The following is a 23243-nucleotide window of genomic DNA, read 5'->3' on the forward strand; positions in this document are numbered from 1 at the left end:
GGGAGAGCTATGGAGTGTTGTTCCCGTCTGATGATTTTGATTTTAAAGTGTTTTCATTAGTCGAAGTGTCATCAGAAATATTCCCTGGATCGTTACCTGAGAATGTATATGATGTTTGATATGGCTTGATTTTATCTTGCAGTTGTAATGTTTCTGTTTCATGAAGTGTTTGATCTAAATATGATTCCCACGACACTCCAGGGATATTGTCGATTACATGTTTAATCGACCAGCCTTTATCGTTTAATTTCAACAGTAAGTCAACCTTCTCTTTGAGAGTCAACGGTTTCTCTTTGTCATATACAATATAGTAATTGTCACTTTGATTCTTTGGCAGAATTAAATTAAACAATTTCTGATACACTTCTTGTTCAATATCTTCTAAAAGAACTCCAATCCTTTTATAAAAGGTATCTAAATTCAATGAAGATGTTGCATAGTTACCGCCTTCGCCATTTAACATAGACCCAGAAAGACCATATGCAGATTGAATATCGTTGTTTATATGATCGAATTTCTTGCCATCTAAACCGTCAGTTTTAACATCAGGAAAGTCTAAGCTTGCATAATCTGGAATGGAAACGACAGTTACACCATCAGTTTGATTTTTCTCTAAAGCTTGTTTTACTCCTGAGTGGATTTTTTGTTTGATAGGCTTAGGAAGTTTTTGGTTGCTGTATTCTCCATTATTTTTATCAGTACCAATTGTCAATACCGCAACTGCATTAATGATTTTATTCGCAATGGATTGCTCAACATCTTTAAGCTTTTTCTTATGGAGAACATCATAGAGACCAGGAGCAACCCAAGATGTACCTAAACCCTGATTTCTCTTAAGAGTCCCAGTTCTAAGACAGAATGTTCTGTTTTGAGGAAGCTCTTTATATTTATATTGAACGGTATCTTTTTTGAAGTTTTGATAATCTTGATATGTAATATAGGGGTGAAAATTCGAAATGAGATCTTTGCGGTGGGCATCATTATCAGAGATATTATCAAAAAAACTCATATTCAACGTGCATACCCATTCACCATTTCTACGATAAGAAGGTTGCACATATTTTGATCCATCGAAGATGAAGGGGTAGGGAGATTTTTTGTCGCCTAGCCAAATACCAATTAAAATTCCTGCAGCTGCAGTTTGTTTCAACAAATCTCTAGTTAATCGCTTGTGCTTATTCTTATGCAAAACTTTTTTTATTGTTTTAACATGGCTTTCTGAAGCATCGGGATTTTCAAAGGAATCTATTTTAAAATTTAATGTAGGTAGAGCTTCAATGAGTTCGAAAAGTTGATGGATTTCTCCAGTGGACACATAAAAATAGTTGGCTAAATCTTCTATCTCTCTTTGATACGCATCAGGTGAGGAGAAATATTCTTTTAACTGTTCCGCTGTTACATCATTTATAATTCCTTTGGAGAATAAGTTTGAAACAAAACCAGTAGCAAAGGTTGATGTATATGTTTCAAGATCATTCAACATTTGCTTATGTTCTTCAGTTTCAATATCCACTTGCTTATTTTTTTTTGCCACTTTTTCACCTCAATTCTTTTAGAAATATACTAAATCATCATCGTCTTCATATTCATTAAGCTCTTCTTTTTCTAAAAATAAGAAAATATAGTATAATGCATATGCCAATGCTGAATATCTATCTTTATCAATTTTTCTTTGGACTTGCTCAACCGTAATTGAAGTAGTAGTCTTCTTAAGTTTCAAATTTGAAACTTCGTCAACTAAAAATTGCGTGTGAATTGAAGCGTGTTCTTCTTGACTTGCGGTTTGAGTTGAGGAGGTTTTACTTTTGACAGAGTCGTATACTTTCAAAAGCTTTAACTTTCCAGTTTCAACATAATCAATAAATGTTCTAATAATGTCACCATTTATTCCTTGTGATGTTAAATCGTAAATGATTTTCGGGGCTGATGTAACATCTGGTTGCTGAGTTGTATTAATTGTATCGAAACATCCTAGTTCTTCATTAGTTTCAGGATCAGTCACATCTTCTAATAATCTATCGATTAAACCCTTACCAATTACGTTCCCATCAACAACTATAGCTTTAACTCTAGACTTTTGTATATCTAGATTTCCCCCATATTTATAAAACATTTGTTTAACAATTATGCTTTGTTCCTTAAAACTTAATCCATTTGGCGGTTCTACAATATTGACCAGTTGTATTTGCCTTATAACTCCATTTTCATTTCGAATTATTTTCAAAACAACAATTGCAGTTTTGTTGTTACTTTGCGAGTTGCTACGTGCTACGTCAACACCAAAAATATATTCGTTTAATTGAAAATTGCCTTTTTTGTCTTTTGGACATTCGATTTCAGCCTTTTTAAGGGTTCTAATTTTAAGAAGTTTCGATATATTGATCAATGCACCATCTGTGGCACCGACCCATTTAGACTCATAGTTCATAGCGAATGATGTAGCTGAAGTTGTAGGGTCTTTTTTCTTTGCAAGAATCTGTGTTTTTGTCTCTCCACGACCAAAATAACAAGGCAATTCCCAACTGGCACCTAGTACAATTTTGCCTTTTAAATCGGCCATCTCATCAAGCATATTAAGAATTCTATTAAATTCGTCTGATCCTCTGTAACCAGAAGTTGTTAAGTAGTTGATCATACCATTTAGTTCATATGGGTTCACTGTAGCTAGTTTTCCTATTGTGCGTCTAGGAACGTTTACAACAGGCTCTAATACGTCTTTAAAAAGTTCGTTGTTCAGTAGAGCTGATTCTTCGACATTTAATCGTCTTCTTCGCTGACCTTTTGTGGATTGAGCATTAGCCAAAACGGAGTATGTTCCTCCAGAAGAAAAATTGACTTCTACACTATCTTTGGTGAAAGAGGGCTTTCCAGATAATTCATTTTTTATTAAAGGAAACCACTTTATGATTTCGTTATGTTTTTCTTCACTTATAGATGCGGCATTTTCTCTAGTTTGAGCAGACATTGCGATGGTGATATCAGGAAACCAAATGCAGGTATGATAGATCGACATAAGCTCAAGCATTGTTTTACCGAATCCACGAGGGAACACACCGTATGTACTAACAAACCGACTCATACATCTTAAGAAAACCCTTTGATCTAAATCTAAACGCATTCCACCTTTTTCAGGTTTAATAAGATCAAACCAAAGGTCAGGAAACCAGCGTGCCCATTGAACAAACTCTATCCACTTATCTAAATTTCTTTCAAAAGAATCAGCTTTATGTTGATTTACTTTTACTGATGTATTGAAAGCTGGATCCGTATCAATTCGAGAACTAGGTTTTTGATATTTAAAATTGGAGCTTTGAAAATTTTTATATGATGCCATATTATTCAACCTCTGTCATAGAGGGATCGTTATCCAACTCTTGTTTCTCATAATCATTTTTTCTGTCTTCATAAAACTGGTAAATATCTTTGTAATCAGCTTCGGGCAATCCTTTTAAATCACGAACGTAATTTAGATAGCACCACAGCACTACATCAGGCTTATCTTTAGGCTGAGAAATAAACTTAGGGAGAACAGGGACAATGTCAACTTTTTCCTCTACCATTCTAGCTAACTGTCCAAAACCATCTAACCCTTGTGATAAGTCGGCTTTGCTCATCTGAGAAGGTTTTAATTTCCCAGCCTCTGCAGTGTCTTTGGCCATCGCAGCCCAATCTTTAGCTTGTTTGAAATCACCTTTAGCTTTTGCTAATGTCTCATAGACTTTGTTGACACAATATTCTCGTAAACACTCTTCATGCATTGTTGTGATTAATTGGAAAGATGGTTTCAATTGAAGGAATTTCTTTTCAAATAGAAAATAATCATCATCGGGATACCCATACCCATATGTTTCTTTTAACTTATCCAAATCTTCAGAGCTGCTCTTCCTATCTATAGTATCCTTTTCTGAACTTCCATCAGGAGTATCATTAAAAATAGAATCTTTCCATCCTGTCCCGTTGAACTGTTTCAATGAGTTGGCCATTGTGATATAAGCACTGAATGTGTCGGATTTTCTTTGGATTGCCTGTTCCCAATACATTGGATCATATTTCACATCCATTTGTTGCAGTATGTTAAAAATAGTGTCTACATTGGAGTAATCTATAGACTTTTTCAAGCAAATTTTACAAATAGGGAACTTGCCAACCTTTTCATATAGCTTGTTCTTAGTATTATAAAATCCATTGACTTTATCTTTTTCTTTTAAGCAATCCATACACTTCAAATACTCTTTTCCGTTTTTGACTACCAAATGCAGCACCTCCAATTAAAAATAAAAACACATTTTACGAAACGCCCAGGTATACTAGACGCTCTAAAAATGTGTTTGAAATATTTTTGAAATAAAATTAAAGTTTTATAGCAAACTAACTAAATTACACTTACTCCATCCACCTGTTTCAAAAACAATAGGTACATAAAGTTGTTTTTTAAGTTCAACTACATCTTTATAAGTATTAGAGAGGGCAAAGTGAGCCTTATAATCTTTTTTTGATAGGGAATTCGCTATAGAGATTTGTAGATCAATTTCAATTTTACATAGCTTTTCTGAAGTTGCATTGAGAAAATCAGAATGCTTCATTCTTTGTTCAACATTTAAAGAGGGATTTAGTACAGAAGCAAATTCCTTTGCAGATTTAACTAATGTTTTAACCTCTGCATACGGAAGTTTCTTTTCATTGAACTTATGCTCGATTTCAAGAATTGTATCAGCGATACTTTTTTTGACAAATTCAATAGTTTTCATTTTTTCTCCTTTGTAGCGATTGGTCGCAACCCTATAAGTAATGATTAATTAAGTATGTAATCGTACTGAATTGTTCTTCCTTTTCCAGATTCGAAGATCGATAGGTTAGCGCCAGCTTTTGCACCAGTCATTAAACTGTCACTGTACTCATCTGATCCCATCACAGAAGGGAGTTGGATCACTTGCACATTATGACCAGCTGCTTCACCAACAGTCAGCATATTCCCATGATGGAAATGTGAAATATACATATAGTCATAGAATTTTCTTTTCAGCTGTGAAAGATCACGTATAGCATTCTTCTTATTCTTAATCTGATGTCCATGACATGCAACGAACTCAAACTCTAATAAATTAAAATCGACAATACCATCATCATAAAGCGGTACTTCAATTCTCTCGTTTTCTTGTAGCATGTCGTGAATGTATGTTGCAATAATACGCTCAACATCTTCTTTAGGCATTTCACCACGACTTGTCCCATGCAGTCTCAGCTCTGTGTGATTAGCAGAGGGGATATGTATGTATTTAATCTTCACATATTTAGACAGCTCTTTGAGCCATTCAACTTTGTAACGTGAATATTTAATTACTTGATCCATGAAGCCATATTGTAAAGGAGTTAACTGTGAAACACGCAAAGCCATTCCTTCAACACTATCAGCACCATTTAATACTACGAGTTCATTCAAGGACTCTTTTTGAATACATTCAACCGTATCACTTAAAAGTTGGGCCATTCTTTCAAGGTAGATTTGTTCGTTGTATTCATTATTTAAACTTTTGAATTCTTTACCAAAGTGCTCGTCTCCAAAACCTAAGATCGCAGCTCTTTGTTTGTGATTGGGTTGTAATACTTTGAAAGAGGGGAGAGGGAGAGAAGGTTGATTCTCAATAGCAGCAGTAACATGTTCGTACATTAATTCATTTCTGCCTTTGATCCTCGTTTTTTTGTGGATTTCATTCTTCATAGCTTGAAGCTTTTTCCGTTCTTCCATCACTTCAATTTTCTTCAGTTCAAGTTCAACAATTGCTCCGTTTTCTTCAGCGACAACTTCTTTTTGATAGTCACGACCTTCATTGAAGTTAGTAAACCATTTACGATAAGCCGATTCACCTTTTTTGTCACCAGTTTCCTTGTTAATCACATCAGCGACTTCATTCCAGTTACTAAGACCATATTCCTTATAGTTTTCGCAAATCCGAAGTTTCCACTGCTTCAAATTTTCATCAGAGTGACGTTTCAATTTAATTGGATCAATCATTAATTCACCAACCTTTACTCATACTTAACAGGAAGCTCATTAACTTCTTTGATGGAGATACTTACCTGTTTTCCGTTAAATTTAGATAAAATTTCTTTTAGGTCATACGGATTTTTTTCAGATTCTCTAGTTCGCTCAACAACTTCCATAACGTCCATATCAAAAGTACCTTTCAAATCAACTGTGATAGTTTGTTTACTTGCCATTATAAAACCTCCATAATATATGTAATTTTTATTTAAACCGAATAAATTCCTTCGGATGCCCAATGCCGACACATTGGAACACCCGAAAAAGGAGAGAAGAAGGGGATAAAAAAGAAAAGTCGGAAGGGTGTTGGGGAAACACCCGAAGGAATTTACTAATTAAAACAACCTCTTTACATAGGAAAGAGGCAGGTTTAAACTTATTAAATTAACAAAAAGGGGATGCGTACGAGGATTTGCACCTCGTATAACCGTATAGACTAGGAACGTCTGCTCTATTTAACGGCTCAGTATTGACTTGGAATCATTTAAATTCCACCTAGATTGTGCGTTTACCTATTCCGCCACCACATCGCCAATTTGAAAAACCTCATGGACAGGAGCACACACAGTACTCTTACTAAAATTTAGCTAATCCACAAGTCAGACAGTCACAATATCTTGTGCTGTAGAAATACCAAGTGTAGACATTAGTGTAATTGTTGCTTCGAGTGAAAGTTTTGATTAGTGAACAGTAAGTAGAAAGGCAAGACCCATAATAATTCCTTTCTTGAGACAAACCCTGTCTTACTTGTCAGGTCACACACCTTATCTACATACATAGCGTGTAGATCGCCAGTCTCTTATTCTGCATGGTTTTTCTTTACCTTGTGTGAGAAGGTACATGCTTGGGAGAATATAGTTTAAAAGAAGATCGGACGCATCCAATCACCTTAAGTGAAGGCCGAAGCTCAACACCGCAATTAGTTTTAATTGTCGAGCAAAATGCCTCCTATAATAAGCCCCTGCTAGGATACAGTCGCATTTGAGCGTGAAGACTTATTGGCATTAGTAGCCCGATAATATTCATTTGGTATAAGTTGAGGAGGGGGAGTCCAAACCTATATAAATGAATATTATCCGACTCAGGAGTAGCCATCTCCTATAAACAGAGTCAGACTTATCTTATGAAAGGGAGTGAGACAGTTCGGAGAACAAAATTGTACAGGGTAGTCAACCCACTAATGACTATTATTCTATTAATAATCATTAGTCAGCCACGAATACCCCCATATTCGTGATTGACCTCTAACCTTGAAGAAGTATGTAATTTATTTAAATAAAATTAACCTTTTACAGCGTCTTTGAGTGCTTTAGCAGCTTTAAATTTTGGTGCTTTTGTTTCGGGGATGTCGATTTCTTCACCAGTTGAAGGGTTTCTTCCCTTGCGAGCTGCACGTGTTGCTGATTCAAATCCACCAAAACCTGCAATCTTAACTTGTCCGCCTTCTTTTAATACAGATGTAATTTCATCTAATGTCGTATCAATTACCGAAGCAACTTCTTTCTTAGAAAATCCTGTTTTTTCAACCACTGCTGAGACTAATTCTGTTTTATTCATTTTAAAACCTCCTGGTTATATGTGTAATTTGTATTTTAAAAATCAGGGAGGGGAGATATACTAACCTTTTTAATTTGGATATTTGCTTTTTACCTCCCTTATGACGATTATCTCAAAAAACGCTGTAACCCTTGCGGCTCTAAGTGAGAAGCCACTTTTTATATGTATTGTTTTTGCATAAAAACGCTGTAACCCTTGTGGCTCTAAGGCTGAGGGCACTTTCTATAGCGTTACATGTTGTTTATTTCTATGTTTAATTTGCCTTTTTCTATTATTAGCTGTTTTTATTTGTTTACTGCAAGCAGTACAATGAATCACTTTATTGGAATTAGGTTTAAACATGCTGCCACATTGACCACATGATTTATGATGTTTCAAGTTCTCTGTTAAACTTTTTAAAATAACATCACCAAAACATTCCCAGAGTGTAGCTTTATATCTGCTTTTCTTTTTATATAGATGTTTAACCAACACATCCACAACATAGTGCTCATCACTATTAATCTCTAACAACCTATCTCTAATTAATTTATAAACATATAGCTTTTGATTCGGCTTAGTTTCTTCATTGTTAATGAGCCATTTTTTATTGCGATCAAGCCTTATGTATTCCTTAATTAACTGCTCATCTTCTTTGATGCGTTTATTCTTTAATAGAAAGTTGTAATCGAAAATACCAGCCACAGCTTTGAAATTGATTCTTTCAGTTGGGATGATACTGTCCAATTTATTAACAGTGCTTTCATTAATCGGTTGCACAGAGGTGTGCTCTTTGTCCTTGGCATGAACAAAGAAGAAAGGTACTTTGTCTTTTATGTAATTTTTGATTTGCTCATCTACATTTTCTGGTCTAGTCGGCATAAAAAGTGTTTTGGCATAGTCGATAGCAAAGTTGTTTTCAGCGCATAGCCATTTGATGACATCAATATTTACAGAGTTACTGTTCCAAATCTTTGTAATGTTGTTACTATACTCACCAATGTTCACCGCATAAGCATTGGTCAGTGATTCATACAAGTTTTTGCTGTTAATTACCTGTTTATTGGCTACTCCCATCTCATAGTAAAGTGGAACGATGTCCACTACATGTCTCTTAGCAATATCTACAAAGTAAGGATCCGATATAATAAGAGCTTTATCTCCGTCATTATCGAACTGCAGCAACTTAGAAATTGGATCATGGATGCTTGTGTATACACCCTTTGTAATAAACCATTCATCCAATAATTTATTACGAGTATTATTTCTAATACCATGCTCACGATATAGGTGAGGGGAACGTAGAACATCAATATCTCCACTATCATACAAGGAACAGTAAACATCACTACCATTTAAAAGCCCGTTAGGATTACTAATTCCTAGAAACAGTTTTTCGCAGAAAGCGTATAAATCAGGACAAAGATATGTATACCTGGAGTTCTCAACTTGTAATTTTCCTGATTTCGCATCTTTAACAAGGCTCTTCTTTTTATTTTTGATTGTTTCTTTTACATAGTCATCATTTAAAAGCTGTGGGTAGAGGAGAAGGGCATCTTGCAATGGTGGTCTAAATTTTCGATTTTCAGTAGCTCCCATAACCTTCATCATCACATCTTTGTCATTTCCAATTGCTTTTATTTCCTTGATTGTCTTTTCACTGATCGACTTGAGTTCATCATATGTAATATCCGTAAGCGTCTGAAGCATTTGATATGTAAGTTTTCCTTCTACAGTAGTGTCTTCTTCGTTTAATCTTGCCCCAAGGCATGCAAACTGGATAAATTTATTCTGATATTCATCCCAAGAGGAGTAATACTTCCACATTTTAAACTGTGATTTAGTAAATATGATTTGAATATCATCATTTTTAATATCCCACACTTTTCCGTATATATCTGTTATTTTGGATTTATTGTGTTTGTCAGCAAATTTGTGAAAATCAAAAGGAACTAACAAGCCCTTAACCCAAGGAAGCCTAACCATAAAACTTTTTTTGCTGAGCTGAGGAGATATAATACCACAGCCGTCTGTGTGTTCGATAGGGATATTCATTTTCTTTCTAGTAATCTCGTATGTGTCTCGATTTATATAATCCACTTCACTCATTACTTCAGTCTCTAAATCATCAACTACAACTGTTTTACTTATATCAATATCCCAGTGGCTGCTTGCACTATTGGATAATGCGAGATATGCATTCCACTTATTAATGTTCATACCGCCTTTAGAATTGATGTGATCTAGACTAAGTCCACAAGTTAATGAGTTTTGATATTTATCATATGTAGACTTCTTAATAAAACAAGCTTTTTTAGTTCTGATTTGACCTGCTGAACTTGTAAAGTAAACATAAAGTTCATTGTTATGTACAAAACCTTTATCAAGAATGCTCTTGAACACCTGAAAGTGGTAAACCTGAACCACAATTACATCATCAGAAAAATTGTTTTCTTTTATACCTAGGGTGCGAGTCATAACTGAATCAAACATAGCGATCTTTTTATTGTCAGTTAACGTGTCAGCTCTAAGCATTCGTACACTTTCATGTTCACTGAAGGCTTGATTTAACTCCTGTTTTAATTTAGCGATTCTGTTTTTTATGTATTTCTTATTTTTTTTGGTATCCCCATTATGTGTTTTAAGCAAATCTCTATATCTATAAGACTTTAAAATCTTTCTATGTAATAAATTCTCTCGGTCATTATAAAAACTCGAAGTATCGAGGCTATAGATAAATACTTGCTTACTTAAATCATTTGTTTTTCTCCCCAAAAGCGCTCTCCTTTATTTGTTATTTTGTCTTTCAATATGTAATGCCAATCTTTTAAAGATCGTAGAAGACTCATCCATTTTGCCAAACCATTTTAAGTCTTCATAAAAAATGTTCTCTTCTTGAGAAGCAATACCATTAACAATCCGATATTCAAGAAGTTCAATGATGTCCTGCTTGTTACATGATCCCAATAAATCACCTCATTTCAGTACGTTATAAGGTGATTATATTTGTAATTTGCATTTTAGTCAATAATAAATATATGTTATTTGTATTTTAATAAGTGAGACTGATTACTCAGTCTTCAACAATTGAGAATAGATCATCGATTTTACATTTCAATTGTTTGCACAAGGCCATAGCATAAGGAAGGGAAGGGGGATTTGAGCAAAACCCTTCATCATTATTTGTACACCAAATAGAAATCCTGCTGGAATTAGTGCCTATTTGGTCAGCAAGCCACTTTTGTTTAATACCTTTGGAGTTTAAGTAATTCTTTAGATTGCTTCTAACCTTATATTTCATAATATCACCCAATGAGAATTTTATATTATGTGTTGATTTTATTCAAATGTTCGATTAAACTCACTTAAATAGACAAAATAAGTTGTCTATATGGATAACTTTTGTTACTCTATCAATGGAGGTGCAGTATGACATATTTTGATGAAGTCGTGGCTAGATTGAATATTGACGATGTATCACTGTTAACTTTGCTGCAAGAATGCGGTGCAATTAGGCTAATAAAAGGAATGACGAAAGAAGACTTAAAGAGCGAATCAGTTAAAGTAGAGACACAATTCTCAGAAGCGACTATAAGATCGTCTTTAAGTAAATTAGAGGCGTTGCTACTAATTGAAAGAGATTCAACGAGTAAACACCACAGATTCATTATTACATCATATGGAGTTATGGCTTTAGAATATCAATTGGAAGGGGAAATGATTTAATGTACGGATTTGTTGGAATTGGTCAATGTGGCGGGAGCATTGCAGATGAAGCAATGAAAAGAGGATATTTCAGTATTGCTGTCAATTACTCTAGCTCAGATTTAAATAGTTTGGAAGTTGTTGAAGACAAACTAAAGCTAGTTGGATCCGAAGGAGTAGGCAAGGATAGGGAAGCAGCTATCAATTACTTTAAAAATAACTGGGAATCATCTGTTGAATTTATTAAAGAAGCAATGGAAAAGCCATCGATTCAAGTAGTGTTCGTAGTCTTTTCAACAGCAGGAGGTACAGGATCAGGAATTGCACCAACATTAATAGAATTATTAGATGAATATTTGGATAACAAAACCGTAGTTGCTGTACCTGTACTGCCTGATCAAAGTGAAGTTATATTGAATCAATTAAACACTATTGAATGCCTTCAGGAACTTTCAGAAAAGCAATTGAATATAATCCCATTAGACAATCTTAAAGTGTCTCAAAAAGGCATTAAATCATTCTCAGAGCCAGTCCTATATCAAAAGGTAAACAAACAATTTATTGATATGATTGAAGAGGTTGAAGGGTATACAAACCTTTCATCTAGCTACAGTACACTAGACAAAAAGGACTTGAATCAAATTTTCAATACACCAGGTGTGACTGTGATATCAAAAATGGATTTATCTGATTATAATAAAGGGAAATTCGCAAACACTCTTCATGATGATATTAAACAGTCATGGCAGCAATCCATTTATAGCGCAGACACTTTTGATTCATTAGTTAAAGCTGGTCTTATTATAGACGGTAATGCAAATTTAACTGGTCAAATTAGTTTTAAGAGACTTTTCAGTGAGGGAGAACCATTAGATTTATTTAGAGGGTATTATGATACTGGTAAGAATCAAGTGATTTCTATTTTAAGTGGTCTAAGATGGATTAACGACAGAATGAAGCAATTAGATGACCTGATTGAATCAAGAAAAGTTGAACCAGTGAAAGAAGAGGTATATGTTCCAAAATTTAATTCAAAGTCAGCATTTTTAAAGCAGCAGACTAACACTAAAAAGGGTGAGAAACAAGTAAGCAAGGGGAGTTACTTAGATAGACTTAAATCATTAAAGAAATAAATAGGATGAGATGGTCAAATGACTGTCTCATTTTTTGTTATCGTAAATTTTTGAGGACGATATCGTAAAATTGCTCAAAAAGAGAAAATACACAGTAATATCAATAGGTTTGACGATAATTTGATGATTGCGAATGGTGAGTGATCGTAAAGTCGTTGTGGGAGTAGGGAAAAGTGGTCAAATTTGATGGGAATCGTGAAAAATGGGTGAGTAGAGGAAGGGAGAAACGTTGATATATAAGGCGTTTACGATAGCATGTACGATAGAAAATAGGCTAAAATCGATAAAATTTAAAGGGTGTGGAAATGGAAGTGCTATGGGCACATTTGTTCTTTGTTTTAGCGTTTTGGATGTTAATATACCCCCTCCATATGGTAATAGATGGTTATGAATACGTCTTATAATTATAGTTATAATGCAGATTACTTGATGAGTCTGCTTTTTTATTTGCGACCAATTTGATGCACAATTAAATAGAAAAATCAATACTTTATTGAATTAAATTTTAAAATTTTTAAAAAATGTTGTAATTTTGAAAGTTTGTTCCATTATACGGAACTCTTCGTATGAATAACACGGGGCAGGAAATCGAAGTGTTATTTATTCTACTATTTTTATATTTAATACTATCTAATCTCACACTGTACACTTTATCACTCTAACATTATCTAGCCTAACAAGTCAGCATCACCTTATGTCTACACACATTCACCAAAATCTATTCTATTCCTACATCACTTACACATCACCAAATCCATCCTAAGCACACTCACACACTCATACAAAGGTTTAATTTAATCACACAACCAATCTATCTAATCCTACTCAACACATCATACAGACGAATATAAGAACAAAAATAAATATAAATAAATTCAGTTATTAAAGCACAAATTACATACATACTAACGAATGTATGTTATAATAGAAGTATGGAAAGGAGGTGCAAAAGTGCTTGAAAAGGTGACTATAATTATGGCTTTACTAATCAGTCTTACTACAGTCTTAATCAATATGCTTGTGATTATTGAGAAGGTTGTCAGTATCACTAAAAGTATAAGCCAAAAGAAAAAGCGTATACGTAAGCGACCTAGGTCAAGGACACGCAAACGAATACGCCATTAAACACCATTAGACATTGGGAGATGCTTCTCCCTTTGTCACCTATATTATAGCACCTTGCAGCACTTTGTAAACATATATGAAACATAATCCATTGTACTATTCACTTTTAACGTTTAGTATTACATTCATTGTATTCTGGCTTATAAAAGGTTTATTCAGCAGCAACGCACAATCATTTATTATCTGGACATATGCTATTACTACATTGATCCTTATAATCACTTGGTTGTCTTACTTTTTATTTAAAGGTTTTAAACGGTGAGCGTTAGCTCAGCTCGCCATACATATAATTTGAATAGGGGAGAATGAATAATTGAATCTAAATAATATTAAGCCAGGAGATGAATATAAAAATTACAAATATCTTTGCGATGCTTTGTCCGTTGAATGTAAATCAGGCAATCAGAAGAAAGCTCAGTTAAATGAATGGGAGAGACATTTCAGCTTTGTAAAAATAGGACATAGGATTAAGATTAAAGAAGTTTATTCACAACCAAGGCCAAAAACAGATAGACGAACAAATGGAAACAACAGCAGCGAACACATTAAACATATTGAAAAGCTAATAATTGATTTGCTTCACCAAGATAAGAATGATGGTGAGTTGTTCATTCCAAAGAATATTCTATATAGAGAATTACAGATGACGAATGCTAACTATATGATTGGCAAAAGAAAGCCGTTGAAGCTTTCTAAGATTACTAATGTGTCTAAAGAAGAGATAAATGAATTCTATACTCTTACAGATGGGATGTTGCAACGAAACGTTGAAGCAGCTTTAAAACGTTTGAGAAGTAAAGCTTTGATCATGTGGAGCAATAGTCTTACAGTTGGTTTCATTAAGACAGAAGCAGCTTTAAATGATTATGGACATATCAAAGCAAGAGAATATAAAGACTTTGATAAATACGGTGATGAACTATACCACTACATGTCAGATGTTCACGAGAAGACAATTCACCGTAAAGCTACAGATGAAGAAATAAAACTTATTCTGTCCACTGAAAGGGATCTTTTACGTGACTACCAATGCGAATCAATTGCAGAAGTTTATAAAAAAGGCCAGCAGGATAAGTTTTATAAGGAAGTACACGAAATTCTATTTGATAAAGCAAACATTTATCTGTACTACAACTCATTTGAAATTAAGTTTAATAAGGATCATATAAACGAAGAATGGAAAAATAAAAGTATTGGTCTTATGCTTGCTGGAGAGAAAAGAGAGGCAAAAGAAAACTTAAACAATGATGTACAAGGTAGGATTGTTTCAAATGCTAAAGTAAGACATAAGAAATCTGTTCTAACAAAAAGTAAGGGCTATAGACGTAAAAAAGAATATGTTGCCCAAACAAAAAAACTAACTAAAATTTTGATCGAAAAAGACTGTCATATCAGCTTAAAATGAAAAAAATGTCCAATTAAACCCTATATATAAATAACTATATAGGCTTTAAATGGGCAAAATTTTGATTTTACCTAAGGAGAGTAAGGAAAATAAGACCTTGGGGTGCTGACTTTTGGTCACTTCAACAAGTTGAATTGCCCTTTCGTCCTACACCACCCCAAACCCCTCATAGGACGTAATAAAATACTAAAATAAATTAAAAATAACATACAAAAGGTATTGATTAAAATACAAATAACATATATAATAAAGATATAGAAAAGAACGAAATAAAATGAATATTTTAAAGGGAGAGATTGAAAATGACAGCAGTTTTAAAAATTAATGAAGAATTGAATGGAATCGAATTGTATTTTGATAATAAGCCAGGAAATGAAACATTAACTCATTTAAAATCTAACGGTTTTCGGTACTCTGGATTTAAAAAATGTTGGTGGAGTAAACGTACTAATGAATCTTTAGAAGTTGCTAACGATATCACTAAAAACAAAATTACATATATTGATGCGGAAAATAAAAACAAAAAAGTAAAAAAGAATGACTTTAATCTCTGGAAAGCTACACAGTGGACACCATTTGAAGTTGATAAAGAACAAGATGAAAAAAGCATAGCTAAAGAGATTAAAAAGCATTTAACCAAACGTTTTCCACACTGTAAGTTTTCTGTTACATCTAGTTATACTTCTATGACAAGCAGTATCAACATTCAGATTAAGAAGACACCATATGAGAAAAAGAGCGTTTATCTTTCTGCGATTCGTGTTTATTGTGAAACTTTACTTAATCACTACCGCAATTGTTACGATGCTGCTGATCCTTACACAGATTATGCTGGCAGCTATAATTTTTACGGTAACGTGTCAATTGATTGGGAATACAAACAAACTGAGCTTACCGAAGACACAAAAACTGACTGTGATATGTATAACCTAAAATCTGGAGAAAAAGCAAATGAGGAGAAAATAAAGAAAGATGCAGAATTCAAACAATATCTCGAAGAAGAAGAAAGAAGAAATAAAGAATACCAAAAAATGCAGCTTGAAGAGTCTGAAAAGACAGAAGAAATAAATTCATCTGTTGAAATTAAAGAGCTTAGTGAAGAAAATCAATATTACGTGATTAATTCAAAATTTGCGAACTTAAACAAGAATAATTCAATAACAGAATATAAAACTGAAGTTGAAAAAGGTGATTACTCTAAAGAAGATGTAAAAATCACTAAAGAAATTCACTTTCATAATGCTGATGCTTTTAAAAATTTCGGAAATATGTTATTGACTAACTTTGATTTCTTAAATGAAACAGGTGGCAGCTTTACTGAAGATAATAGGATTAATTCATATTTAGATTACGATATGATGGACGAATTTGAAAAAAGAACGGTCAAATGGTTTAGAAAAGGTGTTGCGGTTTATTTTGGGGATAAAATGATGTTTGTTGTAGATCCTCAAGGGTATTCTTATGCAAGATATGTGGGGTTAGTAGAGGGCAGTGAAATTAAACAGACAGTTGAACATCAACAAACTATCAAAGAAGATGATCTAAACGACCTTATTACTCAAGCCAATAAAATAGAAGATATTTCAACATCGATTATTGCAGAATTAGACTTGTTGGAAACATGGAAAAACGAAGGCTGGAAAGCTTACAAAAACGCATTGAAAAAAGAAATGTTGTTGGCCAATATTAATCTTTCAAAGAATATTATTCAACAAATTGACATACCAGAACTTAAGCAAAATCTTTATAAGTTGTTGATGGAAGTAGAAGGAATCCAAGAACAATTTGAACAAGCCTTTTTGAAAAAGGGTGAAAAATACACGCTTTGTTATATATCTGATTTAGGGGCATTTATTACACAACAACTCACATTCGATTCTTTTGAGTCAACTAAATATGCTCAGTATGAAAATGCTGTGAAACTTGTCTTTAAGCCTCAAAACAAAAGAAAACTTTACTACACCCATTTTTATTCCGATTTATTAATTTTTAAAGGGTGGCATGAACTTCCTGAAAATGTTTTGAATAATGTTAAAGAATCTAAAGGTTTCTTGACTATTTCAAGCAAGTATCATTCTTGTGATAAGCAACAGTTTGATGAGGTATTGAATTACTTCAAAAAACAAGATATAGAACCTGTTATAAACACATATCGAACAAATTGAAAAATAGAAATGGGGAACAAATCAAATATGTTCCCCTAAAAGGAGCATTTATGTTTAAAGAGAATCCAGATTTTTATCCCACTCCAGCAAGTTTAATAAACAAAATGAATAAAAAAATAGATTGGAAGAGTATTAAATCAGTATTAGAGCCTTCAGCGGGTTCGGGTAATTTGGTGGAAGCAATTCATAAACAATTTGATTACACAAAGGCTTACAGACGTGATTCAAAATATGATATCGATGTAATTGAACATGATGAGAATTTGCGCCACGTCTTAAAAGGTAAAGATTTCAGGGTTATATCTGATGACTTTATAACTTTTAATACATACAAGAAATATGATCTTATATTTATGAATCCTCCTTTCAGTAATGGAGATAAACATTTGTTAAAGGCTATCGATTTAATTGAATCACAGAACAGAGCGGGTCAGATTGTTTGTTTGTTAAACGCTGAAACTTTAAAAAATCCCTATTCTAATGACAGAAAACACCTGGTGAGAAAGTTGACTGACCTTGATTCAGATGTTGAATTCATAAAAGATGCCTTTGCTAGTTCCGAAAGAAAGACAAGCGTAGAAACAGCTTTAGTCTATATAAAAATTGATAAAGGTGAATATAATAGTGTTCTTATAGATGAATTGCAAAAAGATGAAAGCCACATACTTTCAAATGATTATAAATCAACTCAATTAATTGATTCTGATTACATAAGGGGAATTGTTGAGCAATTTAACTATGAGCTTAAAGCAGGCTTGAAACTTATAAATGAATACAATAGCATGAAACCGTTAATCTTAAATAGCTTTAAAGAAACTTCTAAACCGATACTAAAATTAGAAGTGGATTCTTCTGCAAATAACTATACAGAAGATATGGAAAACGAATTTATTAAAAGTGTAAGGCAAAAGTATTGGAATACACTGTTTAATAATGCTGAATTCATGAGTCTTTTTACAAGCAATCTAAAGCAAAAATATTTGCAGCATGTCGAAGAGTTAAAGGATTATGATTTCTCATTATTCAACATATACACATTAAGAATACAAATGAGTAAAGAAATGATTCAGGGAGTCGAAGAAACCATTTTAAATTTGTTTGAAGAGTTCAGCCATAAACACTATTATGATAAATCATCAAAAAATGTTCACTTATATAACGGATGGAAAACAAACAAGTCATATAAAATAAATAAAAAAGTTGTAATCCCACTCAATGGCTATGGTACGTGGGACGGTAAATATGATCCAACTTACTATACAGTTAAGGATAAACTCAAAGACATTGAAAAAGTATTCAACTATCTAGACAATGGCCTAACTGAAGACATTAACATTGATGAAGTTCTAAAACTGTCTAAACACTATGGAGAAACGAAAAAAATTGATTTGAAGTATTTTTATTTAACGTTTTACAAAAAAGGGACATGTCATATTGAATTTAAAAATGATGAGATTTTAAAGAAATTTAATATTTTCGGAAGTCAGAAAAAAGGGTGGCTGCCACCATCATTCGGTAATACAGAGTATACTGAAATGAACGAAGAGGAAAGAGCGGTTATCAATGAATTTGAAGGTGAGAGAGAATATAACAAAACAATGAAAAACAAGTCCTATTATATGTTAGATACATCAAAGGTTTTAATGTTAACATAAAAGTACAAATAACATATATAAACCCTTTACAATGTTACAAATTACATATATAATAAAGATATAGAAAAACAGCAGATGAAGTAAGTCATCGGGTGCTGAGAGTGACTAAGATGAAGAAATATAATCAAAAGAAAAGTCAAAATGAAGAATACAGCATTCAAGAAGAAACAGGTTATAAAGTGATTTATAGAGTCCACTCAGCAGCACCTGAGCCAATCGCCGTCATTTATCCTGGAAAAGAACAAGGGAGATTCAATATTGACGTACGGAATCTAGGTAAAGAGTTTGGATTCAAAAGTGAAGAAGAAGCGATAGGAACCGCCATACATCTTCATGAGAAGGTTTATGCAGCCTTGGTATCGAGATTAAAATAAAATTCTAATTTTATATAGAAAAGAGGAAGGTTAAATGAATATTGTATACTGTGTTTTTAATCAACTAAAATGTTACTACGATGACAACGATAAAACCTTGTTTCAAATTGTGGATAGCAAAGATAAAGCAATTAGCTTAGTTAAAGAATATCCTCAGTATGACTTGTTCTATGAAAAATGGGAAGTTAGATAAAATGTTGATTTTCTACAGAAACGTGGTGAAAGTTTAATGGAATCCTTCGAAAAGGAAGCAAAAGAAAATGAAAAGATCGCCAGAAGGAAAGCAAAACGCATTCAGAGAGCTAGAGAAGCTATAAACCTTATTGAGTTTAACCTTTTGAATGCTGATCCGAAATTGAAACCCTTGCTTGATTATGAATTTAGTGTGTTGAGGAATATTTTAAAGAATGATGATAAAGAAGATACTATATACAACAGCTAATTTCCTACAGATAGGAGAGCGAAGTGACAAAACGATATAAGACGATTCCGTATGAATTAAAACAGACTTTAAGACAATATGGTAAAGCAGTAGCGAGAATGAATACACTGCATTATAAAATTACCGAGGAACTAGAGAGATACAATGTGCCTATTGATCACGTTATAGGTGATACAGAAGAAGAGCCTTGGAATGAGTCTTTGACACTTATATCTTACAATGAAGGCGACATTGAGGATAATATAGCTGAACTAGAAAAAGTATTCTTGCACTTTGCCAACAAGTATTTAGAAGAGGAGAGGTAGAAATGACTAAATATTTTATCAAAGTAAGACAAGTAAAAACTGGGAACGAGTGGGAAGAACCTTTAGACTCTATGTATGTAACAAAGGAAAGTCCGCATTTTGACACGCATGAAGAGGGTATACATCAGGAGATACCTAACAACTTAACGGAAGAACAGGTTGAGCATTACGCTAAAAATCTTATGGTGTACTTCAATAGCACGTTAAGAGTTGGAGAGTCGCCAAGGGAATTGGTGAGTTGGAGAATTGAAAAGTGAGGGATTGATAATTTTCTACAGAAAGGATGATTTGCATTGGATAAAGTAATTGAGTTTTTAAGGGAAGAACTAAAGAAGAACAAAGATAGTGAATATGCGCTCGATTTTGTTTACGCTATTAAGTTACTAGAAAACCAAAAAATGTTTGAGGATAGAAAAAAGTGATAAAATATTGATTTTCTACAGAAAGGAGTGAGTAGTTTTGATAAGAATCCTTTTTACTGATGGTTCAGAACGTAGCAACGATCCAACATTAGGTTGGAATCTAAATAACATATCTGAAATACAAGAATGCTTTGAAGAAATTGGCTATTATAGATTATTCACCAAAGATAAGGGTTGGGAAAAAATCTATAAGCGTGATCTTAAAATAATTAAATAAAATGTTTCTTTTAAGGCGATCTGAAAAACCCAAAATCAACCCCAAAAACATAAAAATATCCTATAATAGGAAGAGGAGGGATTGACTTGAAGGGTAATTTAGATGAACTATTAATTCAAAAAGGTGTTTCATATACTCATATTAAAGAAATGAAACAAACACAAAACTTTAGAGAGCGGTTGTTTTCACTATATTACAAAGAAAGTGAAGAAATTTTAAGCGATGTACCTCTTTCAAAAATAAAAAGTTTAGGGTATAGAGGCTCTGCTTGTTTATCATGGTACGACCATGCAAATGGAAAAGGATCAAACATAGACCCACGGCGTTCTCAGATAGCTTACAAGCATTTATTAGAACAGTCACTTGAAGAATTCCAAGCTTTTTATAAGGAATATCCAGTAAGGTTAATTTACTTTGAAGATGATGATTTCTATGCAGTTAACGGAGATGGAACGCATCGTACATTATGGGCTAAGATAACTGGGGCTTCATCAATCTTGGCAGAGGTTACAGTTGCACATAAGGATTATGTAGCATATGAATCATTTCGTAATGAAAATAGGACATCTTTTAAATTAAAAGATATTATTCAAAAATTGATGAAATTTTCACCTAATAAAATAGAAACAATGTTTTTATGGTTTGTTGGAAAAATTTTAGAAAATGGAAAATATCATAATTATGGTTTTGTAAGAGTAGGACTAGAATTGTATTACATTGAAAAAGTAATTTCTAAAAGTAGATAAAACATGAGTTTTAAACAAATAAATAACATATAATTAAAAGGGGATGAAACTTATGAAATCGATTCAAGATAGGTTTAATAAGTACAGGGACGAGTTAATTGTAATAGGGGTATTGAGTGGGGTAGTACTAATGCTACTAACTGCATTAATGAATTCCTAAAAAACATTGATAAAGATACAAATAACATATATAATAAATACATAAGAGGTGTGTGAGCATGAGAGAGGCAATAAAGATGGTACTACTTGCGAACTCACAACCTAAATTTTATAAAGACCTTGCGATTCAGGAGCAAGTTTTAGATGAATTAGTTGATGGATATAACAATTTTGACGGAACCATAAATGAATACATCGATTTTAAGTTGAGTATTTAAAAGTAAAATTACATACAAAAAGGAGAGGGAGATATGAAGGGCTACGCTTATATTAGAAACAGTTTGTTTGACCATTATTATGAACAAGAAGAAAGTGGTATGACGGAAGCAGATTTAATTACTTACATTGCTTTACAGATGGGAATGGAGAATAGCTCCTTAAATACAGTAAAACATATTAGTGAGTATACAGGATACGGAGAAGCTCAAATTTCTCAATCGTTAAAAAAACTAGAAAAGTTTAAATGCGTGTCAAATGCTTATTATGATGGCAATACAGTTAATCTATACCCAGACGGCAAAAGTAAAGTTAAATGGATTATTGAAAAGAAGAAAACCAGTAAAAATGAAACTTATTGGGTTCCTAATTTCCTTCCACCGTTCAAAGTTCATTCGGAAGTTATGGAGCCTGTCTCTACATCTTATTTTGTTGTAACTGAAGAAGATTTCAATCTACTGAAAAACAATCATCTAACTAGATCAGAATTCATTACATACTTAATTTTATTAAAAGGACATAAATATGATAAACCATTAAGCAGTCAATTATATTTTAAAAAGAGTACAATTGCTAAAAAATTAAGAAGGGTTAGCGGTTTAACAGTTAGTAAGCATATGAATAAGTTTAAAAACTTTACATTAGACGGTAAAGAGGTTCCGTTAATCGAAGAAGACAGGCATTGGAACTATGATGTTAGAGTAGAAGCTGGTGAGGAGGCTTCCTCTAAAATTAAACCTATCTACAATATTGAAAACTATAACAATCGTAAAAGAGTGTTTGAAAAGCAGAAAAAGGAGAATAACATGAAAACTGACGATACTAGAATCGATTATGAAAGTTACTTAAACAAAACAGATGTTATTGACAAGTATTTTAGAATGGAGTGGGGTAAATACACATCTGTTAAATCAGTTGCAGACTTCTTGAATGTCAGTTATCCATACTTAACTTCAATTATTAGAAACAACTTCAAAGAATTGAAAAAAGACGGGGTTAGAAAACTGACAGGATGGGATTTAATTAACTTCAAAAAAGAACATGACTTAAATGGAGTGAAGAGTTGTTATATTGTCACAAAAAAAGCTGTTATCAGATTATGCATGATTTTCAAGAAGTCTGCCAATGCTAGTATGATTAGAAATGAATTAAGAGAATTGCAAGTTCGCTCAAACGAAGAAACATCTGTAATTGCAAAACAAGTTGAAAATAACATACATATCAAAGAAGAACGATTCGCTAACCAATCCCAGTATGCGATTGACACTATCAAAAGTTTTTTAGCACCTCTTATGGATGAAATCGCTACATCAAATAACTATTCACGTAGAATGCTTGAAGAAAACAAAATTTTAAGAGAAGAAATAATTAAAATTAAGCATTCAATTTCTAACATTTCATTAATCAAAGATAGAGAGACTGCCACGCTTGAAAAGGAGAACAAATTGCAAAAAAGAAAGATTCGGAAATTAGAAAAAGTGATTGCCGACAAACTAATTAATGAAATTGATGTTCAAGAAAATTCTAAAGAAGAATTTAAGGCGACTGTTCTAAAAATGAATCGGAATGGAAATTTAGAAAAATACAATTAGGGA

26 protein-coding genes are annotated in these 23243 nt (G+C 33.0%); 16 read left to right on the forward strand and 10 right to left on the reverse strand.

From position 1 onward, the window contains the following. Positions 1 to 7: 7 nt before the first annotated feature. The 10 genes from R0K30_RS02125 to R0K30_RS02170 form a co-directional block, all read right to left on the reverse strand. Positions 8 to 1483, reverse strand: a complete 1476-nt coding sequence (locus R0K30_RS02125; RefSeq protein ID WP_410609155.1) for a hypothetical protein — start codon at positions 1481 to 1483, stop codon at positions 8 to 10. 69 nt (positions 1484 to 1552) lie between these two features. Further along, positions 1553 to 3334, reverse strand: a complete 1782-nt coding sequence (locus R0K30_RS02130; protein WP_410608835.1) for a hypothetical protein — start codon at positions 3332 to 3334, stop codon at positions 1553 to 1555. 1 nt (position 3335) lies between these two features. After that, the gene (locus R0K30_RS02135) at positions 3336 to 4253 is read right to left on the reverse strand and encodes a hypothetical protein (protein WP_340973101.1); all 918 of its coding nucleotides are present in this window, start codon (positions 4251 to 4253) and stop codon (positions 3336 to 3338) included. Between the two features lie 105 nt (positions 4254 to 4358). After that, complete coding sequence (locus R0K30_RS02140; protein WP_410608838.1) at positions 4359 to 4748, reverse strand: hypothetical protein; 390 nt, start codon at positions 4746 to 4748, stop codon at positions 4359 to 4361. 44 nt (positions 4749 to 4792) lie between these two features. After that, on the reverse strand, positions 4793 to 6013 hold the full coding sequence (locus R0K30_RS02145) for a hypothetical protein (RefSeq protein ID WP_410608840.1): 1221 nt from the start codon (positions 6011 to 6013) through the stop codon (positions 4793 to 4795). A gap of 14 nt (positions 6014 to 6027) precedes the next feature. Further along, a complete protein-coding gene (locus R0K30_RS02150) occupies positions 6028 to 6219 on the reverse strand; it encodes a YonK family protein (protein WP_410608842.1) in 192 nt (63 codons plus the stop codon). A 1105-nt stretch (positions 6220 to 7324) separates the two neighbouring features. Further along, the gene (locus R0K30_RS02155; RefSeq protein ID WP_217012367.1) at positions 7325 to 7600 is read right to left on the reverse strand and encodes an HU family DNA-binding protein; all 276 of its coding nucleotides are present in this window, start codon (positions 7598 to 7600) and stop codon (positions 7325 to 7327) included. 222 nt (positions 7601 to 7822) lie between these two features. Further along, positions 7823 to 10354: an RNA dependent RNA polymerase gene (locus R0K30_RS02160; RefSeq protein WP_410608845.1), complete on the reverse strand. Its 2532-nt coding sequence runs from the start codon at positions 10352 to 10354 to the stop codon at positions 7823 to 7825. Positions 10355 to 10366: 12 nt separating this feature from the next. Next, on the reverse strand, positions 10367 to 10546 hold the full coding sequence (locus R0K30_RS02165; protein WP_217012369.1) for a hypothetical protein: 180 nt from the start codon (positions 10544 to 10546) through the stop codon (positions 10367 to 10369). Between the two features lie 106 nt (positions 10547 to 10652). Further along, entirely contained in the window at positions 10653 to 10880 is a 228-nt protein-coding gene (locus R0K30_RS02170; protein ID WP_373466238.1) for a helix-turn-helix transcriptional regulator, read from the reverse strand. A 128-nt stretch (positions 10881 to 11008) separates the two neighbouring features. On the opposite strand from R0K30_RS02170, the gene R0K30_RS02175 reads away from it, so the two are divergent. The 16 genes from R0K30_RS02175 (at position 11009) to R0K30_RS02250 (ending at position 23240) form a co-directional block, all read left to right on the forward strand. Continuing rightward, entirely contained in the window at positions 11009 to 11305 is a 297-nt protein-coding gene (locus R0K30_RS02175) for a hypothetical protein (protein WP_410608848.1), read from the forward strand. After that, on the forward strand, positions 11305 to 12417 hold the full coding sequence (locus R0K30_RS02180) for a tubulin-like doman-containing protein (protein WP_410608850.1): 1113 nt from the start codon (positions 11305 to 11307) through the stop codon (positions 12415 to 12417). The genes R0K30_RS02175 and R0K30_RS02180 overlap by 1 nt, the downstream gene beginning before the upstream one ends. 912 nt (positions 12418 to 13329) lie before the next feature. Beyond that, positions 13330 to 13542: a type I TA system toxin YonT gene (gene yonT, locus R0K30_RS02185; RefSeq protein ID WP_410608852.1), complete on the forward strand. Its 213-nt coding sequence runs from the start codon at positions 13330 to 13332 to the stop codon at positions 13540 to 13542. A 313-nt stretch (positions 13543 to 13855) separates the two neighbouring features. Beyond that, positions 13856 to 14947 (forward strand): hypothetical protein, encoded by a 1092-nt coding sequence (locus R0K30_RS02190; RefSeq protein ID WP_410608854.1) that lies wholly within the window; start codon positions 13856 to 13858, stop codon positions 14945 to 14947. A 302-nt stretch (positions 14948 to 15249) separates the two neighbouring features. Continuing rightward, positions 15250 to 17112 (forward strand): LPD29 domain-containing protein, encoded by a 1863-nt coding sequence (locus R0K30_RS02195; protein WP_410608856.1) that lies wholly within the window; start codon positions 15250 to 15252, stop codon positions 17110 to 17112. Between the two features lie 50 nt (positions 17113 to 17162). Continuing rightward, complete coding sequence (locus R0K30_RS02200; RefSeq protein ID WP_410608858.1) at positions 17163 to 18767, forward strand: DUF4942 domain-containing protein; 1605 nt, start codon at positions 17163 to 17165, stop codon at positions 18765 to 18767. A 110-nt stretch (positions 18768 to 18877) separates the two neighbouring features. Continuing rightward, on the forward strand, positions 18878 to 19141 hold the full coding sequence (locus R0K30_RS02205) for a hypothetical protein (protein WP_410608860.1): 264 nt from the start codon (positions 18878 to 18880) through the stop codon (positions 19139 to 19141). A gap of 34 nt (positions 19142 to 19175) precedes the next feature. Further along, the gene (locus R0K30_RS02210) at positions 19176 to 19334 is read left to right on the forward strand and encodes a hypothetical protein (RefSeq protein ID WP_410608863.1); all 159 of its coding nucleotides are present in this window, start codon (positions 19176 to 19178) and stop codon (positions 19332 to 19334) included. Between the two features lie 36 nt (positions 19335 to 19370). Further along, entirely contained in the window at positions 19371 to 19583 is a 213-nt protein-coding gene (locus tag R0K30_RS02215) for a hypothetical protein (protein ID WP_410608865.1), read from the forward strand. A gap of 23 nt (positions 19584 to 19606) precedes the next feature. Next, a complete protein-coding gene (locus R0K30_RS02220) occupies positions 19607 to 19888 on the forward strand; it encodes a hypothetical protein (RefSeq protein ID WP_410608867.1) in 282 nt (93 codons plus the stop codon). A gap of 2 nt (positions 19889 to 19890) precedes the next feature. Beyond that, positions 19891 to 20145 (forward strand): hypothetical protein, encoded by a 255-nt coding sequence (locus tag R0K30_RS02225; RefSeq protein WP_410608869.1) that lies wholly within the window; start codon positions 19891 to 19893, stop codon positions 20143 to 20145. A 36-nt stretch (positions 20146 to 20181) separates the two neighbouring features. Beyond that, on the forward strand, positions 20182 to 20310 hold the full coding sequence (locus R0K30_RS02230; RefSeq protein WP_410608871.1) for a hypothetical protein: 129 nt from the start codon (positions 20182 to 20184) through the stop codon (positions 20308 to 20310). Between the two features lie 37 nt (positions 20311 to 20347). Further along, positions 20348 to 20527 (forward strand): hypothetical protein, encoded by a 180-nt coding sequence (locus R0K30_RS02235; RefSeq protein WP_410608873.1) that lies wholly within the window; start codon positions 20348 to 20350, stop codon positions 20525 to 20527. An 86-nt stretch (positions 20528 to 20613) separates the two neighbouring features. After that, positions 20614 to 21273, forward strand: coding sequence for a hypothetical protein (locus R0K30_RS02240; RefSeq protein ID WP_410608875.1), 660 nt, complete (start codon positions 20614 to 20616; stop codon positions 21271 to 21273). Between the two features lie 218 nt (positions 21274 to 21491). Further along, complete coding sequence (locus R0K30_RS02245; RefSeq protein WP_410608877.1) at positions 21492 to 21650, forward strand: hypothetical protein; 159 nt, start codon at positions 21492 to 21494, stop codon at positions 21648 to 21650. A gap of 33 nt (positions 21651 to 21683) precedes the next feature. Further along, positions 21684 to 23240, forward strand: a complete 1557-nt coding sequence (locus R0K30_RS02250; RefSeq protein ID WP_410608879.1) for a hypothetical protein — start codon at positions 21684 to 21686, stop codon at positions 23238 to 23240. The last annotated feature ends 3 nt before the right edge of the window (positions 23241 to 23243 follow it).

Origin of the sequence: Bacillus sp. SIMBA_154 (assembly GCF_046536015.1) — a bacterium.
In the GTDB taxonomy this organism is placed as follows: domain Bacteria; phylum Bacillota; class Bacilli; order Bacillales; family Bacillaceae; genus Bacillus; species Bacillus pumilus_P.

Excerpts from the sequence above, each read along its gene's own strand:
- R0K30_RS02200 (WP_410608858.1), top strand. The coding sequence starts at position 17,163 with ATGTTTAAAGAGAATCCAGATTTTTATCCCACTCCAGCAAGTTTAATA.
- R0K30_RS02155 (WP_217012367.1), bottom strand. The coding sequence starts at position 7,600 with ATGAATAAAACAGAATTAGTCTCAGCAGTGGTTGAAAAAACAGGATTT.
- R0K30_RS02215 (WP_410608865.1), top strand. The coding sequence starts at position 19,371 with ATGGAATCCTTCGAAAAGGAAGCAAAAGAAAATGAAAAGATCGCCAGA.
- yonT (WP_410608852.1), top strand. The coding sequence starts at position 13,330 with ATGTATGTTATAATAGAAGTATGGAAAGGAGGTGCAAAAGTGCTTGAA.
- R0K30_RS02245 (WP_410608877.1), top strand. The coding sequence starts at position 21,492 with ATGAGAGAGGCAATAAAGATGGTACTACTTGCGAACTCACAACCTAAA.
- R0K30_RS02225 (WP_410608869.1), top strand. The coding sequence starts at position 19,891 with ATGACTAAATATTTTATCAAAGTAAGACAAGTAAAAACTGGGAACGAG.
- R0K30_RS02210 (WP_410608863.1), top strand. The coding sequence starts at position 19,176 with ATGAATATTGTATACTGTGTTTTTAATCAACTAAAATGTTACTACGAT.
- R0K30_RS02175 (WP_410608848.1), top strand. The coding sequence starts at position 11,009 with ATGACATATTTTGATGAAGTCGTGGCTAGATTGAATATTGACGATGTA.
- R0K30_RS02250 (WP_410608879.1), top strand. The coding sequence starts at position 21,684 with ATGAAGGGCTACGCTTATATTAGAAACAGTTTGTTTGACCATTATTAT.
- R0K30_RS02125 (WP_410609155.1), bottom strand. The coding sequence starts at position 1,483 with ATGTTGAATGATCTTGAAACATATACATCAACCTTTGCTACTGGTTTT.
- R0K30_RS02140 (WP_410608838.1), bottom strand. The coding sequence starts at position 4,748 with ATGAAAACTATTGAATTTGTCAAAAAAAGTATCGCTGATACAATTCTT.
- R0K30_RS02180 (WP_410608850.1), top strand. The coding sequence starts at position 11,305 with ATGTACGGATTTGTTGGAATTGGTCAATGTGGCGGGAGCATTGCAGAT.
- R0K30_RS02145 (WP_410608840.1), bottom strand. The coding sequence starts at position 6,013 with ATGATTGATCCAATTAAATTGAAACGTCACTCTGATGAAAATTTGAAG.
- R0K30_RS02130 (WP_410608835.1), bottom strand. The coding sequence starts at position 3,334 with ATGGCATCATATAAAAATTTTCAAAGCTCCAATTTTAAATATCAAAAA.
- R0K30_RS02195 (WP_410608856.1), top strand. The coding sequence starts at position 15,250 with ATGACAGCAGTTTTAAAAATTAATGAAGAATTGAATGGAATCGAATTG.
- R0K30_RS02205 (WP_410608860.1), top strand. The coding sequence starts at position 18,878 with ATGAAGAAATATAATCAAAAGAAAAGTCAAAATGAAGAATACAGCATT.
- R0K30_RS02150 (WP_410608842.1), bottom strand. The coding sequence starts at position 6,219 with ATGGCAAGTAAACAAACTATCACAGTTGATTTGAAAGGTACTTTTGAT.
- R0K30_RS02170 (WP_373466238.1), bottom strand. The coding sequence starts at position 10,880 with ATGAAATATAAGGTTAGAAGCAATCTAAAGAATTACTTAAACTCCAAA.